This is a genomic window from Methylorubrum pseudosasae (assembly GCF_029504475.1).
GTDB classification, from domain to species: Bacteria; Pseudomonadota; Alphaproteobacteria; order Rhizobiales; family Beijerinckiaceae; genus Methylobacterium; species Methylobacterium extorquens.
In genome coordinates this window covers 1,698,656-1,713,953 of sequence record NZ_JAQGDU010000002.1, presented here as the reverse complement: position 1 = coordinate 1,713,953, position 15,298 = coordinate 1,698,656, and the positions used below count along the sequence as shown (strand labels likewise).

Genomic DNA, 15,298 nt, shown 5'->3' with positions numbered 1-15,298 from the left:
ATGGCGCGGGGTAACATGGGCCCTCGAAACGCGTCAACGAGCTTGACCATGCAGGCAGCTCTGATCTGACCGCATCAAGGTTAACCGAGCGTCAATGACCGGGATGTTTTCTTGAGGCTTACCAAGCGACGCGACGGCAACTCTCGCCGCTGGCGCCGGATGCGCTGTGGCGGAATTCGCGAAACTCGGGAAGCACTTGCCCCGACGGGCGCGGGACCGCACGCGTCGGCCGGATCGGGTGGATCAGCCGGCCTGTAAGCCGGGTTCTGTAGGGCCCGTGAGATGAACTCACGGACGTGGCAGCCATTCCTCTGGGACGTCCGTTACCGGTCGCCTCGAGCAACCAACCCGGGCGACGAGCCTGGAGAGAGGGCCTGCCCCCTCCTCGCGGAGAAGGCGTGTCGCCCCTATTCGGTTTTGCTCCCGGTGGGGTTTGCCGTGCCGTCCGCGTTGCCGCGTCCGCGGTGCGCTCTTACCGCACCCTTTCACCCTGACCTTGCGAAGGACGAGCCTTGCAAGGCGGTCTGCTCTCTGTGGCACTGTCCCTGGGGTCGCCCCCGCCGGAGGTTATCCGGCACCGCCTCTCCATGGAGCCCGGACTTTCCTCCCCGTCTGACGACGGAGCGGCTGCCCGGCCGGCTGATCCGGGGCACGGATTGCGCCGCGGGGGGCGCGGGGTCAAGGCTCGGGGGAAACTTTACGCCTCCGCCAACATCGCCAGCCAATCGTCCTCCGAGACCACCTTCACCCCGTGCTTCTCGGCGTCCTTGAGCTTCGAGCCGGCACCGGGGCCGGCGACCACGAGGTCGGTCTTGGCCGAGACCGAGCCGGAGACCTTGGCGCCCAGGCGCTCGGCGGTGGCCTTGGCCTCGCTTCGGGTCATCTTTTCGAGGGAGCCGGTGAACACCACCGTCTTGCCGGCAAACGCCGCCGCCGAGGTCGTGGTGGCCAGCGGCTCGGTTCCCACCTCTTCGAGCAGCGCCCGCACTGCCGCGTCGTTGTGCGGCTCAGAGAAGAACTGGATCAGTGAATCCGTCGCCACAGGGCCGATCTCGCCGTCGTCGGCGAACAGACGGTAGGCGTCGCCGGGCCGCTGCGAGGCGGCCCGCTCCAGCGCCGCGTCGACCTTTTCCTCGCTGCCGTAATGGGCCAGCACCGCCTCGCGCTGCGACGGCGTGAGCCGTCCGCGCAGGCGGGCGCCGAGGCTCAGATCCTGCATCGCCTCGCCGGGCAGCGGATCGAGGGTCTCGAACAGGCGGTCGCGGGTGCCGGGCCCGATCCGCGGCAGTGCCGAGAGTTCGAGCCAGTCCTGGCCTGCCTGCTCCCGCGTCGCCGCTTCGAGGGCCGCCATCAGGGCGGGCATGTCGGGGAAGCGCTTGGCCAGCGCCTTGGCCGTCGATTCGCCGATCTGCGGGATGCCGAGGGCGAACAGGAAGCGGTTGAGCGGGATTGTTCGGCGGGCGTCGAGCGAGGCGAGCAGGTTCTTGATCGCCTTGTCCTCCTCCTCGCCCTTCTTCTTGGTCGGCTTCTTCGGCGCCGGCTCGCCCTCGGCACGGCGCTGGGCGGACAGCGCTTCGCGCCGGGCGACGATGGCCGCCTTCAGAGGCTCGAACTCCAGACGGAACAGATCGGCGGGCTGCTTCACGAGGCCGGCCTCGAACAGCACCTCGATATAGGTCTGGCCGAAGCCTTCGAGGTCGAAGCCGTTGCGCGAGACGAAGTGCTTGAGCCGCTCCACCCCCTGCGCCGGGCAGATCAGCCCGCCGGTGCAACGGCGGATCGCATCGAGTTTTTTCGTACGCGGGTTCAACTCCCGCACGGCCCGGCTGCCGCAGGCCGGGCAGGTGTCGGGGAAGACGTAGGGCACCGCATCGGCCGGGCGCTTCTCGATCACCACATCCCGCACCTTTGGGATGACGTCGCCCGCGCGCACCACGATCACGGTGTCGCCGACGCGGATGTCGCGACCCTCGCGGATCGGCTCGCCGTCGGCGCCGACGCCCTGGACGTAACCCTCGTTGTGCAGCGTCGCGTTCGAGACCACGACGCCGCCGACGGTGACAGGCTTGAGGCGCGCCAGTGGGTTGAGCGAGCCGGTTCGGCCGACATTGATGTCGATGGCGAGAAGTTCGGTGATCGCCTCCTGCGCCGCGAACTTGTGCGCCAGCGCCCAGCGCGGCGCGCGGCTGACGAAGCCGAGCCGCCGCTGGAAGCCGAGGTCGTCGACCTTGTAGACGACGCCGTCGATGTCGTAGCCGAGACCCGCCCGCTCCGCCTCGATGGTGCGGTAATGCGCAATCATCTCTTCGGCCGAGCGGCACAGCTTGGTCCGCGGGTTCACCGGCAGGCCCCAGCCGCGGAACCGCTCCAGCACCGCCGATTGCGTGTCGGTGAAGGGCTCGGAGACCTCGCCCCAGGCATAGGCGAAGAAGCGCAAAGGGCGCGACGCGGTGATCGCGGGATCGAGCTGGCGCAGCGAACCGGCCGCGGCGTTGCGCGGATTGGCGAAGAGTGGCTTGCCCGCCGCCTCCTGGCGCGCGTTGATGGCCGCGAAATCCTCGTGCGACAGGTAGACCTCGCCGCGCACCTCCAGCACCTCGGGGATGCCCTCGCCGGAGAGCCTTTCCGGAATGTCGTCCACCGTCAGCGCGTTGGCGGTGACGTTCTCGCCGACCTCCCCGTCGCCCCGCGTCGCCGCGGTGACGAGCCGGCCCGTCTCGTAACGCAGCGACAGCGACAGCCCGTCGATCTTCGGCTCGGCGGTGAAGGCGACCGCCTCCTCGGCCGGCAGGTTCAGGAAGCGGCGCACGCGGGCGACGAACTCGTCCACGTCTTCGTCGGCGAAGGCGTTGCCGAGCGAGAGCATCGGCACCGCGTGCCGGACCTTGGCGAACTTTTCCGAAGGCTTGGCGCCGACGCCCGCGCTCGCCTCGGTGGTGCCGGTCAGCGCGGGAAAGCGCGCTTCGATCGCCTCCAGCTCCTGGCGCAGGGCGTCGTATTCGGCGTCCGTGAGTTCGGGCGCGTCCTCATTGTAGTAGAGCTGGTTCGCCCGCTCGATCGCCCTCGATAGCTCGGCATGGTGTGCCTGGGCGGCATCCTCGCTGAAGTCTTCGACGGCGGCGGAAAGGGGCGTGCTCGGCATGGGCCGCCTTTATCGCATCTCGCACGCCGGTGCGATAACGCTCGCGGTTTCCAAGACCCCATTCCCGCCACAACTCGACCGTCACAACCCTGGAAACGACGGCTCGGGGACGGATCATGGCAGGACGCATCATCACGGCACTGGCGCTAGCCGGCCTCGCGGGCCCGGCGCTGGCCGCCCCCTGCACCCCGCCGACGCCGCCGCCGGCGGAGGCGCGGCCGGAAAAGCCCAAGCTCCCGGAAAAACCCGCCTGTCTCGACAAGAAGGACGGCTGCCCCGGCTGGGAGGCCTACAGCTACAATGACGCGATCAAGGCCTACAACGCCCAGGCCCAGGCTTTCCAATCGATCGCAGGCGCTTACGTCCAGAAGCTCAACGCCTACGTCAAGGCGAGTTCGGACTACGCGCAATGCGAGGTGAAGGCGTTGCAGCAGTAGACGCGCCTTCGCGGGCACGGACAATGCTGATAGGCTTACGCCTATGAGCGTGCAGCCCAAGGCCGGGCCGACAGCCCGCATGAATGTCGATGAGTTCCTGGCCTGGGCCGAAGGGCAGCCGGGACGTTACGAACTCGTCGATGGCGAGGTTTTTGCCATGTCGCCGGAGCGTATCCGGCACGCTGAAACCAAGCTCGCCACTTACCAAGCACTTGGAGCGGCGATCCGCGCCGCCAGTCTTCCCTGCCGTGTTCTTCCTGACGGCGTCGCCGTTCGGATCGATGCATCCGCGAGCTTCGAGCCTGACGCCCTCGTCTATTGCGGAGAGCGCCTCGATCCGAACGCGACGTCGGTCGCTGAACCGGTTGTCATCGTCGAAGTCCTCTCGCCGAGCACGCGGCACGTCGACACTGGCACAAAGCTCCTTGGCTACTTCCGCCTTCCGAGCCTGCAGCACTACCTCATCCTCGACACCGAGCGGCGCACGGTGATCCATCACCGCCGCAGCACGGGCGACCTGATCGAGACGCGCATCGCCGCCTCGGGTGATCTCTCGCTCGATCCGCCCGGCCTCACGCTCGCCGTAGCGAGCCTGTTCGCGGAGCCTTGAGGCGGCCTTTGCTTGACGCTTGCCGAGCGGGGTGCGACAGGCCCGGCCCATCTGTCACGCGAGACCGGACGGCCCGATGTCCCAATCCCTCGACCTCCTCGTCCTCGGCAACGCCATCGTCGATCTCATCGCCCATGCCGAGGAGGATTTCCTCGTCAAGCAGGGCGTCACGAAGGGCGCGATGCAGCTCGTCGACGAGCCGCGGGCCGAGAACCTCTTCGAGGTGATGGGTCCGGCGACCGTCGTCTCCGGCGGCTCGGGCGCCAACACCGCCGTCGGGGCAGCCTTGCTCGGCGCCAAGACCGGCTTCGTCGGGAAGGTGCACGAGGACGAACTCGGTCGGCTGTTCAGCCATGACCTGAAGGCCACGGGCGTGCGCTTCGACGTGCCGCCGGCGACCGAAGGGCCGACCACCGCCCGCTGCTTCATCCTGGTGACGCCCGACGGCGAGCGCACCATGAACACCTATCTCGGCGCCTGCCAGGGCCTCTCCCCGGACGACGTGGACGAGGCGACCGTGCGCTCGGCCCGCGTCACCTATCTCGAAGGCTATCTGTGGGATCCGCCGGCCGCCAAGGACGCGTTCCGCAAGGCGGTGAAGGTCGCCCATTCGGCCGGTAACGCCGTGGCGCTGACCCTGTCGGACGCGTTCTGCGTCGGCCGCTACCGTGAGGAATTCCTCGAGCTGATCCGCAACGGCAGCATCGATATCCTGTTCGCCAATATCGGCGAGTTGCAGAGCCTCTACCAGACCGACGATCCGGACGCCGCTGTCGCGGCCCTGCGCGAGGAGCGCGGCGGGCAGGGCACGCACCTGCTCGGCCTCGTCACCCGCTCGTCCCAGGGCGCGCTGGTGGTGCGCGGCGGCGAGGTGCGGGCGGTGGACGCCTTCCCGGTGCGCGAGGTGATCGACACCACCGGGGCCGGCGACCTGTTCGCGGCGGGCTTCCTGGCGGGCTACACCCGCGGCATCGATTACGTGTCGTCGGCTCGTCTCGGCGCGCTCGCGGCGGCCGAGGTCATCGAGCATATCGGCGCCCGGCCGCAGCGCGATCTGCTGGCTCTGGCACGCGAGCACAAGCTCATCTGAGGCTTTCGCCCACGGGATCCGGCGCCCACAGGGGCGCCGGAGAAGTTCGCGATCAGCGCGAGCCGATCAGCTCGACGTCGAAGATCAGCGTGGCGTTCGGCGGGATCACGCCGCCGGCGCCGCGGGCGCCGTAGCCGAGATCCGGCGGGATCGTCAGGATGCGGCGGCCGCCGGCCTTCATCGTCGCGACGCCCTCGTCCCAGCCGCGGATCACCTGGCCCGCGCCGATGGTGAACGAGAAGGGCTGGCCGCGATCACGCGACGAATCGAACTTCTTGCCCCGCTTGCCGCCGCCCTCATCGAGCCAGCCGGTATAGTGGACGGTGACCTGCTGGCCGGACTTCGGCTCGGGGCCGGTGCCGACCACTTCATCGGTGTAGCTGAGGCCCGAGGGCAGCGTGACGGGCTGGGCGGCGGAAGCGGCACTGGTCATGGCGAGGGCGATGGCTCCGGCTAGGGGAAGGATCGAGCGCATGAATCTCGTCTCGGCGCGTCGTCGCTGACGACGGGGCGCGCGGGTTAGCACGCGCCCGGCCACAAGGCTAATAACGGGCCCGGATGGCACCGCGCTCCATCGCCGGGCAGGCGCCGGCCTGCGGGCCGACCACCAGATCGCCCTGGCGCGGATTGTTGAGGGCGAGCGGCCCGGTATCCTTGCGGCCGATAAAGCCCGCCGCCGAGCTGCTCCTCGAAGAAGCCGTCGCCGAAGCGGATGTAGCAGCGGTCGATGATCGCCACCGTGTCGTAGCTCGCCCGGTAGGCGGCCTGCTCCGGCAGGGCGCCCGGGCCGCAGGTCAACGCCACGTCGATGCGGCCGGAGTGATGGTACTGGATCGTCTGCGAGCGGTGCGGCCGCACCGCCACCCAGGGGCCGCCGTCGCGGCTGACGAGGGCGACGTAGCCGGATTTGTTGATGATGCGGCGGGCGCAGGACGCCTCCGCCGGGGCGATGCTCGCTGCCGTCACGGCGAGGGCCGCCGCCAGTCCCAGTGCCGTGCTCAACCCGCGCATCGATCCCTCCGCTCCACAGGGCCGAAAGGGAGACATTCCGACGGCCACGCTTTCGCCGACAACCGGGAGCCGGCCCGCGCGTTCCATCGCGCCCGTCGAACACCCCCGCTGTTTCGCTCATGCTCAGCAAATCGCATTCAAAATCGGTTGCCTCACCGGTAATCGAGTCCCTAAAATCAATTCAAAATGCGCGTGATCGCTGATCCCTCATGCGGCCCCAGCGCCGCATGAGAGGGGTCGCCGGCCCTCGAAGGGAGGATGGATGTGATGGGCTCTTCGCCAGCTTTCGATTCGCGTCGTGCGTGTGCCTCGCCGGTCGGCACGGCTGAGGCGGCTCGATGACGGAAGCCGCGAAGTCCGGCCCGCTGGCCGGCGTGAAGGTCATCGAACTCGCCCACATCATGGCCGGACCGGTCTGTGGGCTGATGCTCGGCGACATGGGCGCTGAGGTCATCAAGGTCGAGAAGATCGAGGGTGGCGACGACACCCGCCGCTCGGTTCCGCCTGCGATCGAGGGCGAGAGCGCCGCCTATATGATGATGAACCGCGGCAAGCGCGGGATCGCCCTCGACCTCAAGAGCGCGGACGGCAAGGCGGTGCTGCGGCGCCTGCTCGCCGACGCCGACGTGCTGATCGAGAACTACCGCGCCGGCACGATGGAGCGGCTCGGCCTCGGCTACGATGTCCTCGCCCAAGAGTTTCCGGGGCTGGTCTATTGCTCGCTCTCGGGCTTCGGCCGTTCGGGGCCCTATGCCGAACGCGCGGGTTTCGACCTCGTGGCGCAGGGCATGAGCGGGCTGATGAGCATCACCGGCGAGGGGCCGGGCCGGCCGCCGATGAAGTGCGGCCCGCCGGTGACCGACATCACCGCCGGCATCCTGGCGGCGATGGGCGTGCTGGCCGCTCATGTCCATAAGCTGAAGACCGGTGAGGGTCAGGTCGTCGATACCTCGCTGTTCGAGGCCGGCATCACCCTCACCTATTGGCAGTCGGCCATCGCCATGGCGACTGGCGTCGCGCCGGGGCCGATGGGCTCGGCCCATCCGCTGAACGCGCCCTACGAGGCGTTCGAGACGGCAGACGGCTGGATCACCATCGGCGCGGCCAACCAGACCAACTGGCTGCGCCTGCTCGCGGTGCTCGGCGCCGAGGATCTCGCCGCCGACGTGCGCTTCTCGGCCAACCGCGACCGCATGGCGAACCGCGCGGCTTTGGCCCAGGCGCTGGCCCCGCATTTCCGCACCGCGCCCTCCGCCGATTGGCTCGCGCGGCTGGAAGCCGGCGGCGTGCCGGCCGGACCCGTGCTCGACGTGCTCGCGATGCAGGCCGATCCTCAGACGCGCGCCCGCGAGATGGTGGTCGAGGTCGAGCACGCCCGCGCCGGGCGGATGAGCACGCTCGGCCTGCCGGTCAAATTCTCAGCCACGCCGGGGCGGGTGCACGGACCCGCGCCGCTGCTCGGCGAACACAGCCGCGCCATCCTGGCCCAAGCCGGCTATGACGGGGCGGCGATCGACGATCTGATCGCCCGGGGCGTCGTGCGCGAGACGACGGCTTGAGACGCTTGACGAGGAACCGCTCCATGAACGCTGACGCCGAGACCGCTTCGACCGACGAACTGCTCTTCGCGGTGGATGCGGCGGGCATCGCCCGCATCACCCTCAACCGGCCGAAGGCGCGCAACGCGCTGACCTTCGCGATGTATCGCGGGCTGGTGGAGCTGTGCGAGCGGATCGAGGCGGACCACGCGATCAAGGCGGTGATCATCACCGGCGCCGGGGACAAGGCGTTCGCGGCGGGCACCGACATCGCCCAGTTCCGCAGCTTCAGCAAACCGGAGGACGCGATCGGCTACGAGCGCTTCATGGACCGGGTGCTCGGCGGCCTGGAGCGCCTGCGGGTGCCGACCATCGCGGCGGTCGCTGGCGCCTGCACCGGCGGTGGCGCAGCGATCGCTGCGGCCTGCGACATGCGCATCGCCAGCCGCGACGCCCGCTTCGGCATCCCCATCGCCCGCACGCTCGGCAATTGCCTGTCGCAGAACACCCTGAGGCGGCTGGCGAACCTCATTGGGGCGCCGCGCGTGAAGGACATTCTGTTCACCGCTCGGCTCGTGGAGGCGCAGGAGGCGCTGGCGATCGGCCTCGTCAACGAGGTGGTCGAGGATGCCGCGGCCGTCGCGGCCCGAGCGGATGCGCTGGCCACCCTGCTCGCGAGCCACGCGCCTCTCACCCTCCAGGCCACCAAGGAAGGCCTGCGCCGCATCGGCGAGGAGGGCGCGGCGGAGGCCGCCGAGGGCGAGCGGCCCGGCGACGACCTGATCGTGATGACCTATATGAGCGAGGATTTCCGGGAGGGCATGGAAGCCTTCCTGGGCAAGCGCCCGCCGAGCTTCAAAGGGCGCTGAGCCTGCGGCGTCCGCTTCGTCGGAAAACGCTCTAACGGGGCGACACCTCAGTCCCCTCTTCGCCGTAGATCGCCGCGATCACCGGCTTCTTCGAGCGGATATGCCGGCGCATCAGCCCGGCGAGTTCCTCGCCCTGACGGGCGCGGAGCAGCGGAATCATGCGCTCGTGCTCCTCGACCGCCTGGGCCCACTGCGCCTCGGTCTGGTGGGCACTGTAGCGGGAGCGCTGAATCCGGCCGGTGAGACCCAGATACAGGCTGCGCAACTTGGTGTTGCGGCTCGCGAGCATGATCGCTTCGTGGATTTCGCGATTCAGGCGGAAGTAGCTCGTCTCGTCGCGCGCCTGCCACGCCGCCATCATCGCCTGATGCTTCGCCTCGATCTCCGCCAGTTCCTCGTCGGTGATCGTCCGGCAGGCGAGGTCGCAGGCGGTCGCTTCGAGCCCGGCGATGACCTCGATCATCTCCTCCAGCTCGTCGGGCGAGATGCTCGCGACCCGGGCGCCGCGATTGGGCAGCAGCTCGAGAAGGCCTTCGGTCGCCAGGATCTTGATCGCCTCGCGCAATGGCGTGCGCGAAATTCCGAACCGTTCGGTCAACTCGCTCTCGTTGACGCGCGCACGCGGCTCGAGTTCGCCTTCGTTGATCAATTCCCGCATCCGGTCCGCCACCTCGTCATGAAGGTAGCGACGGCTGATCCCGATACTGGGCTCAATTCTATTCATCGAGCTCTCAAAGAATTTTAAATGCGAGACTACGCGTCGCAATTTCTAGACTTGCGGCTACCGCCTGTCGAGATACGCGGCCGTTCCCAGCTTCGTGAGCCACACGGAAAGTTCCGAACCTGCGAAAGGCGACCATCGCGACGACCGCGGGACGGCTTGCGGGTGATTGAATTTTTCATGCATTCAGGAGCGCCGCGGGAGCCCCTTGCAGCGGAGCGTGGCGGCGGGACCGAGCGGACGGGGCCCGCAGGGAAGGATGCGCCATGATCGATCTGTTCAGCGACACCCAGACGCGCCCGACGCCGGGCATGCGCGAGGCCATGGCGCGGGCCGAGGTCGGCGACGAGCAGTCGAATTCCGATCCGACCACCAATGCGCTATGCGAGCGCGTGGCGGAGATGCTCGGTCAGGAGGCGGCCGTGTTCATGCCGTCGGGCACGATGTGCAACCTCGCCTCGATCCTCGTCCATTGCCGGCCCGGCGACGAGATCATCGTCGATGACCAGTCCCACATCTACAACACCGAGGCCCGCCGGCTCAGCCGCGATCGGCGGCGTCTCGGTGAAGGCGCTGCCGACGCGGGTCGGGCTGTTCACCCTGGCACAGGTCGAGGCGGCGATCCGGGTACCGCAGCGCACGGCGCCGCGCTCGCGGCTGGTCTCGATCGAGCAGACGACGAGCTTTTCCGGCGGGACGGTCTGGGACATCGGCGAGATGCGCCTGATCCGCGACTACGCCCAGGCGCGCGGCCTGAAGGCGCATATCGACGGGGCGCGCCTGCTCAACGCAGTGGTCGCCACCGGCCTCTCGGCGGCGGAATATGCGGCCGGCTTCGACAGTGTCTGGATCGATCTCAGCAAGGGTCTCGGTTGCCCGGTCGGCGCGGTCCTGTCCGGCACGCGGGATTTCATCGACCAAGCGTGGCAGTGGAAGTACCGGCTCGGCGGCGCGATGCGCCAGTCGGGCGTGCTGGCGGCAGCGGGGCTCTACGCCCTCGACCACCACATGACCCAGCTTGCCGAGGACAATACCAATGCCGGCCGGCTGCACCGGGCGATCGCCGACGTGCCGGGCCTGGCCTTCGACCCGACGGCAGGGCAGTCGAACATCCTGTGCTTCACGGTGGAGGCCTTGGGCATCACCGCCTCGGCCTTCGCGAGCGCCTGTCTCGAAGATGGGGTGCGGGTGCGGGCGATCGGAGCGCATCAGATCCGTGCGACTGCCAATCTCGACGTCGATCGCGCGGGCATCGACCGGGCGGCCGATGTGATCCGCGCGAAGGCCGCGGCGTTCATGCAACGAGTCTGATGGTCAGGGGCCGAGCGCCCCTCTTCCATCCCGGCACCTCAGGGTGAGGCTGTGGTCTGATAGCCCGTGCTGAAGATGCCGCCGGCTGGGCGGCACTCACCGAGGAGCGCCGCCCGAAAACGCGAAAAAACTACTTCTTGTTGTCGAGGTCCTGAGCCATCTTCAGGTGCTCGTCGAGATGCGGCTTCGTCTTGATGGCGAAGGCCTTGAGCGCCGCGTTGTCGCCGCTCTCGGCGTAGCGCTTGTAGAGGTCGGTGGCGTTCTTGTGCGCCGTCACCTGATCGTCGTGATACTGCTTCGTGAAGTCGTTGCCGCTCAGGCTCTTGAGCTTGTCGAGCTTGCTCTGGTGGGCCGAATCCAGGGCGGTCGGAAGGTTGAGCTTCATGTCGCCGGTCTGAACGACGGATTTCAGCTCGTCCGAGGTCTTCTTGTGGTCCTCGATCATTTTCTTGGCGAAGGCTTTGGTCTTCTCGTCGGCCTTCTCCAAGGCGAGCTTGCTCGTCTGATCCTCGAACATGTCGCTGATGACGGCTTGCGTGACGAAGTCCTGAGCCGTGGGAGCGACGCCCATCAGCGAGTTCACACCGGTCTTCTCGCCGACCGATTGGGCATGGGCCGGCATCCCCGCCGCGCCCAGCAGGAGCAGGCAGGCGGCGGCAGTGAGTGTCGTTCTCATGGAAGTCTCCTAGGACAGAATCGGACCTGTCGGAGCAACCGGAGCGCGGCGTTCGATGTTCCTGGCGGAGCCGGAGGCGCGCCGTCACGCCTCGCAATTCGCGGTCTCGCGGGCGAGCCAGTCGATGACACCGGACAGCGCCTTGCGCTCGCTGCCGCCCGCGGCGAGCGAGGCCTCGTAGGCCCGGATCTGCCCGTCCGCGCTGGAACCGCATTCGGTGATGGTGAGGGCATGTGCAATCTGTGCGTTGCAGCCCAACGCCGCGGCATCCTCCGCCACGAGGTCGAGCAGGCGCTCGACGAGGCGGCGCACCGGCACCGCCTCCTCCGCCGCCTCATCGATCAGGGCGGCGTGAACGCCGTCGCGCTGCGCCCGCCACAGGTTCTCCATGACGAAGCCGCGCGAGGCGCCCGTCGGCCGGGCGTTCAGCTCCGGCCGTCGCACGCAGAGCCGCACGAGGCATCGGTAGAGAGCGGCGATGGCCAACGTATCCTTGAGCCGGGTGCAACTGTCCGCGACGCGCAATTCGAGGGTCGGGTAACGGATCGACGGGCGGATGTGCCACCAGAAATAGGTCGCGTCCTCGACGGCACCCGCCCGCGTCATCACCCGCACGTAGCGCTCGAAGTCGTCGGCACCGTCGAACAGTTCCGGCAGGCCGGTGCGGGGCAACTCGGCATAGGCCCGCAGGCGGTAGCCGGCGAGCCCGGTGCGGTGGCGCTCGTAGAAGGGCGAGGAGGTGGAGAGCGCGAGCAGCACCGGCAGAAACGGCATCAGCCGGTTGATCAGGTCGATGCGCTGGTCCGGCTCGGGCACCTCAACATGGACGTGCAGGCCGCTGACGATGGAGCGCCGGCCCACCATCTGCAGCGTCTCGATCATCTTGCGGTAGCGGACCTTGGCGGTCTCGCGCTGGTCGGTCCAGATCGCGGTCGGGTGGGTGCCGGCGGCGAAGACCTTCAGGCCGTGCTCGCGGCCGATGCCGCACAGGCCGGTGCGGAGCTTGGCCAGGGCTTCATGGGTCTCGTCGAAGCTCGCCGAGGGCTTGGAGCAGATCTCGGCCTGGCTCTCCAGCATCTCGCGCTCGACGCCCTCCAGCCGGCTCCGCGCCGCCTTGTGGAAGGCCGAGACCGACTCGCTGGGCGCCGCCCGGGTGCGGCTGTTGGCCAGGAACAGCTCTTCCTCGATCCCGAACCGGTACGCGTGTGCCATCGCTCGTCCCACCTTCCGGGTCCGACCCGGTCCGGATGGAAGCAAGCACGGGCCCAATTGGTTCGTGCGTTAACGAACGATACGATCGAGGCGGTTGTTCACGAAGAAATACAGCTCCTTTGCGCCGGGCTCGGTGTAGAGCACCTGCACCTCGCGGCCGGAACGGCCCTCGCCGACCAGGACGTCGGTGGGCGGGCGGCCCTTGAGCCGCACGAGATCGCATTCGCCGATCCCGGTTTGGATGGCGGCGGCCGTTCCCGGGGCCGGGCCGGTGCAGGCGCCGTTGCCGTCGAGCACGGGGCCGAGCGCGACGGCCGGCGCCGTCGGGATCGCGGGGAGCACCGCGCTCGGTGGAGGCGGCGGCGGGATCGGTTCGCGGCGCTCGGCGGTGTTGCAGCCCGCCAGCAACAGGGCGGGCAGAAGTCCCAGAAGCAGTCTCAAGGCGTCGGTCTCTTCTCCGGCATGGTCGCGCCCGACGCGCCACCGCCCTTCGCGCTCCCGTTGGAGCGGGTCTCCAGCGCTCGGGCGAACAGGTCGGCGGCGTCGTCGTGGAAGGCGTTGCGCGAATCCGGCCGCGTGTAGAACATGTGGCCGCCGGGATAAACCGAGAGCTTGAGGCGGTCGGGCGAGCCGTAGACCGGCATCTGGTCCAGCAGCATCTTCGAGGTGAAGTAGGGCGTCACGAGGTCGGTGAAGCCGTGGGCGACGAGCACCCGCATCCGCCCGTCGAGCGCCAGCGCGTCCTTCAGGGCCCCCATCGCTTCCGGCGCCGAGCGACCCGAGCCCCAGGTCCAGCCGCGGTTGACCGCGCCGTTGAGCAACTCGTAGCGCATGTTCTCGACGCGCCAGTTGAGGCGGCCCTGATAGAGCTGCACCATGGCGGTGGTGAGCGGCGCCTGCAGCGCGTCGAGCACCGGATCCTCGAAGCCCGATTGCGGCGCGGTCGGGTCCGGGTCCCAGCCGGTCACGCCGGTGTCGTAGGCCGAGGCGACGCGGCCGGCATCCCGCCCGATCTCGCGCTGATAGCTGTGGGCGGTGAGTCGCCCGGCCTGGCGCCGCACGGTCTCCGGATCAAGGCCGGTCAGCGTCGAGACCTTCTCGGCGAGCCGCGCCACCGCCTCCCGGTCGGACGGGCCTTTCAGGAGATCGGTGAGATAGGCGCCGGACGCGTAGGCCTCAGCCTCCTTCATGAGTTCGCGGCTCGGCGTCGTGCCCGCGCGCTCCAGCGCCGCGGCGGCAAACGACGGGAGTTTGGTCACGAAACCCCACGGCGTGGTGCGGGGCGGCTGCAGCCACGCGAAGTCGAGCACGGGAGAGAGCAGCACGAGGCCGGACAGGCCGACACCGACATCCTGCTGCAGCTTCTGCGCGATCAGCGGCCCGCGGAAGCCGCCATAGCTCTCACCGACGAAGAATTTTGGCGAGGCGAGGCGGTCGTTCTGGCGGAGATAGCGGGCGATGGCCGCGGCGAGCACCGAGGCATCCGCATCGACGCTCCAGTACTTCTTGCCGTCGCCGTCCGCCGCGCGGCTGTAGCCGGTGCCGACGGGATCGATGAAGACGAGATCGGTGAAATCGAGCCAAGTCGCCGGGTTCGGCTGAAGCGCGATCGTCTGCGACGGGCTGATCGAGGGGCCGTCGGTCGGCAGGCGCCAGGGGCCGATCGCACCGATATTGAGATAGGCCGAGGCCGCGCCCGGTCCGCCATTGACGCCGAAGGTGATCGGCCGGGCGGCGGCCTCCTCCGGCTTGCCCGCCTTGGTGTAGGCGATGAAGGCGATCTCGGACTGAAGCTTGCCCTCCTCGTCCACGAGGGCGAGGCTGCCGGCGGTGGCGGTGAAGGCCAGCGCACGGCCGTTCGGCCCGTCGATGCTGTGCTCGGTGGTCGCGTCCGGCGGCAGGCGGCGTCCTTCCGGTGCCTTGCGCGGCTGGCCCTGCGCCGTTCCCCTCCCCTGCGCTTGGCCGGGACCGTCACCCTGCGCCGGGCCGTGCTGGGCGAGCACCGGCCCCAATCCCACGGAGAGGGAGAGGAGGCCGGCCAGGCAGAGCCGGGCCGTTCCGGTACGGGGGGAGAGGGAGAAGGCTTGCGTCATCGGTCTCTCGCGATCCTCGGGCGATTGGTCGTGCGTGTTGTCGCGCCTTCCCATCGGACGACGCATTGATCTCACGCCTTCTTGGTCCAGCGCCCGCCCTCGTCCTGCTGCCAGTAGGCGATGGCATGGCCGGCGGCCTTGGCGCCGCGCCATTGCTCGCGGGCGTGCAGCAGCGCATCGGTGTCGGTGCCGTCGAAAAGGATGCAGATCCGCTGGTAGCTCTCCGCATCCTCCGGCAGTTCCGCGCCCTCCACGAGGAAGCGGATCGAGGCGCCGTTGGGGTTGGTCTCGCGCAGGGTCAGCACCACGGGCTGGCTCGCCGCGTCCGTGTCGCGGTCCGTGCCGTGGGGCAGGAAGCTCTCGTCGGTATAGGTCCAGAGGCCGTCGTCGAGCGCCTGAAGCCGCTCCTCGCTCACCGCCTGGATGGCCGCCTGCCAGCCGCGCTCCAGCGACTTCTCGACGAGGCTGGGCAGCACCTTTTCGAGGGGCTGACGCTGGAGATGGTAGAACAGGATCTCGGTCACGGCATCGCACCATATAGGGTCTGCTGCCCCGAAGGCAGTGCGGACGTGGCGTCGCGGCCGCCGG

Annotated in this window: 14 protein-coding genes, 1 other RNA gene and 1 pseudogene; 6 read left to right on the top strand and 10 right to left on the bottom strand. The window is 68.8% G+C overall.

Features of this window, described 5'->3' with window-relative positions:
* Positions 1-239 precede the first annotated feature (239 nt).
* Both rnpB and ligA read right to left on the bottom strand, forming a co-directional pair.
* An RNA gene (gene rnpB, locus M2437_RS09015) (RNase P RNA component class A) lies at positions 240-643 on the bottom strand.
* A 54-nt stretch (positions 644-697) separates the two neighbouring features.
* Positions 698-3,142: an NAD-dependent DNA ligase LigA gene (gene ligA / locus M2437_RS09010; protein WP_253387177.1), complete on the bottom strand. Its 2,445-nt coding sequence runs from the start codon at positions 3,140-3,142 to the stop codon at positions 698-700.
* 116 nt (positions 3,143-3,258) lie between these two features.
* Between ligA and M2437_RS09005 the strand changes: the two genes are divergently transcribed.
* The 3 genes from M2437_RS09005 to M2437_RS08995 all read left to right on the top strand — a co-directional run bounded on the left by M2437_RS09005 (position 3,259) and on the right by M2437_RS08995 (position 5,279).
* Positions 3,259-3,579, top strand: coding sequence for a hypothetical protein (locus tag M2437_RS09005; RefSeq protein WP_012255701.1), 321 nt, complete (start codon positions 3,259-3,261; stop codon positions 3,577-3,579).
* Positions 3,580-3,622: 43 nt separating this feature from the next.
* Positions 3,623-4,189: a Uma2 family endonuclease gene (locus M2437_RS09000; protein WP_012255702.1), complete on the top strand. Its 567-nt coding sequence runs from the start codon at positions 3,623-3,625 to the stop codon at positions 4,187-4,189.
* A 76-nt stretch (positions 4,190-4,265) separates the two neighbouring features.
* Positions 4,266-5,279 carry an adenosine kinase gene (locus M2437_RS08995; protein ID WP_003602243.1) on the top strand — a complete coding sequence of 338 codons (1,014 nt, stop codon included), beginning with the start codon at positions 4,266-4,268 and terminating at the stop codon, positions 5,277-5,279.
* Between the two features lie 52 nt (positions 5,280-5,331).
* On the opposite strand, the gene M2437_RS08990 is transcribed toward M2437_RS08995, so the two are convergent.
* Positions 5,332-5,754 carry an FKBP-type peptidyl-prolyl cis-trans isomerase gene (locus M2437_RS08990; protein WP_003602245.1) on the bottom strand — a complete coding sequence of 141 codons (423 nt, stop codon included), beginning with the start codon at positions 5,752-5,754 and terminating at the stop codon, positions 5,332-5,334.
* Between the two features lie 44 nt (positions 5,755-5,798).
* Positions 5,799-6,290: a hypothetical protein gene (locus tag M2437_RS08985; protein WP_499006644.1), complete on the bottom strand. Its 492-nt coding sequence runs from the start codon at positions 6,288-6,290 to the stop codon at positions 5,799-5,801.
* A 338-nt stretch (positions 6,291-6,628) separates the two neighbouring features.
* On the opposite strand from M2437_RS08985, the gene M2437_RS08980 reads away from it, so the two are divergent.
* On the top strand, positions 6,629-7,849 hold the full coding sequence (locus tag M2437_RS08980) for a CaiB/BaiF CoA transferase family protein (RefSeq protein WP_253387176.1): 1,221 nt from the start codon (positions 6,629-6,631) through the stop codon (positions 7,847-7,849).
* Between the two features lie 23 nt (positions 7,850-7,872).
* A complete protein-coding gene (locus M2437_RS08975) occupies positions 7,873-8,697 on the top strand; it encodes an enoyl-CoA hydratase/isomerase family protein (protein WP_056505615.1) in 825 nt (274 codons plus the stop codon).
* Between the two features lie 31 nt (positions 8,698-8,728).
* Here M2437_RS08975 and M2437_RS08970 read toward each other — a convergent pair whose 3' ends face one another.
* A complete protein-coding gene (locus M2437_RS08970) occupies positions 8,729-9,421 on the bottom strand; it encodes a GntR family transcriptional regulator (protein WP_253387175.1) in 693 nt (230 codons plus the stop codon).
* 263 nt (positions 9,422-9,684) lie between these two features.
* On the opposite strand from M2437_RS08970, the pseudogene M2437_RS08965 reads away from it, so the two are divergent.
* A pseudogene (locus M2437_RS08965) lies at positions 9,685-10,729 on the top strand (threonine aldolase family protein).
* 130 nt (positions 10,730-10,859) lie between these two features.
* Here M2437_RS08965 and M2437_RS08960 read toward each other — a convergent pair.
* The 5 genes from M2437_RS08960 to M2437_RS08940 form a co-directional block, all read right to left on the bottom strand.
* Positions 10,860-11,405, bottom strand: coding sequence for a DUF4142 domain-containing protein (locus M2437_RS08960; protein WP_003602263.1), 546 nt, complete (start codon positions 11,403-11,405; stop codon positions 10,860-10,862).
* Between the two features lie 84 nt (positions 11,406-11,489).
* Positions 11,490-12,617 (bottom strand): carboxylate-amine ligase, encoded by a 1,128-nt coding sequence (locus tag M2437_RS08955; RefSeq protein WP_012255707.1) that lies wholly within the window; start codon positions 12,615-12,617, stop codon positions 11,490-11,492.
* A gap of 69 nt (positions 12,618-12,686) precedes the next feature.
* Positions 12,687-13,058 (bottom strand): hypothetical protein, encoded by a 372-nt coding sequence (locus M2437_RS08950; RefSeq protein ID WP_253387174.1) that lies wholly within the window; start codon positions 13,056-13,058, stop codon positions 12,687-12,689.
* On the bottom strand, positions 13,055-14,710 hold the full coding sequence (locus tag M2437_RS08945) for a S10 family peptidase (protein WP_373691098.1): 1,656 nt from the start codon (positions 14,708-14,710) through the stop codon (positions 13,055-13,057). The genes M2437_RS08950 and M2437_RS08945 overlap by 4 nt, the downstream gene beginning before the upstream one ends.
* A 71-nt stretch (positions 14,711-14,781) precedes the next feature.
* On the bottom strand, positions 14,782-15,234 hold the full coding sequence (locus tag M2437_RS08940; protein ID WP_012255710.1) for a DNA polymerase III subunit chi: 453 nt from the start codon (positions 15,232-15,234) through the stop codon (positions 14,782-14,784).
* Positions 15,235-15,298 lie beyond the last annotated feature (64 nt).